Source organism: Mesorhizobium sp. M7A.F.Ca.CA.003.01.2.1 (genome assembly GCF_003998945.1).
Classification (GTDB): Bacteria; Pseudomonadota; Alphaproteobacteria; order Rhizobiales; family Rhizobiaceae; genus Mesorhizobium; species Mesorhizobium ciceri.
Window position 1 is genome coordinate 1 of record NZ_RZRA01001478.1, and the last position, 784, is coordinate 784.

General features: G+C 65.9%; 1 protein-coding gene. It reads right to left on the bottom strand.

Going from position 1 to position 784, the window contains the following annotated elements; genetic code table 11:
• Window positions 1-39: 39 nt before the first annotated feature.
• The coding region (locus EN969_RS33585) for a tetratricopeptide repeat protein (protein WP_127419894.1) at window positions 40-784 on the bottom strand (745 nt) is incomplete at its 5' end.

The following is a 784-nucleotide window of genomic DNA, read 5'->3' on the forward strand; positions in this document are numbered from 1 at the left end:
CCACAAGGGGGGAGATCGGCTGTCATCGCTAATCATCCCTCACCCCGCCGTACGCGCCAACTGCAGATCCACGAACTGCACGCCCTTGGCCGCCATCCGCGACCACTCGGACTCCGCATCGAGTTCGAGATAGCGCACCCACAGCCGCCGCGCCTCCGGCAGATCGCCGGCGTCGAATTCGAGCCGGGCGAGGTTGAACACCGGATCGGCATAGTTTTTGTCGAGCGCGATCGCTTTCTGCAGGTGCCTTCGCGCCGAGGCCTCGCGGCCCTGCTCGCTCATCAGCCCAGCGAGGTTGAACCAGGCCTCGACGAAGGCCGGATCGAGTTTTATCGCATTGATATAATCGTGCGCGGCGTCCGCCGCGTGGCCGCCGGCGCGCAGGCAGTTGGCGCGGTTGAAGGCGGCAATCGCATCGCTCGGATCGATGGCGAGACAGCGCTGGTAGAGTGCGGCTGCCCTATCATGGTCGCCACCCTCCTCCGCCGCTTCGGCCTCGGCAAACAACTCTTCCAGTGTGTCGTCGCCTGCCGAACCGGCGCTGCCCAAATCGAACAGAAGCTGTCCGTCGAGTTCGCTCTGGCCGCCTTCGAGGTAGATCGCATCGGCGCGCCCATGCTGCGAGCCGACATTGAGCGACTTGGCGGTCAGCGACGCCACCGGGCCGGAGCGGTGGACGGAGCGCGCGATCGCCCCCCATGTCGCGCCGCCGGCGACGAGCCCTGCATATTTGCGCGCCAGGATCAGGTCGCGGAAGGAATAGGGTTCTGCGTCATGCTCGAAC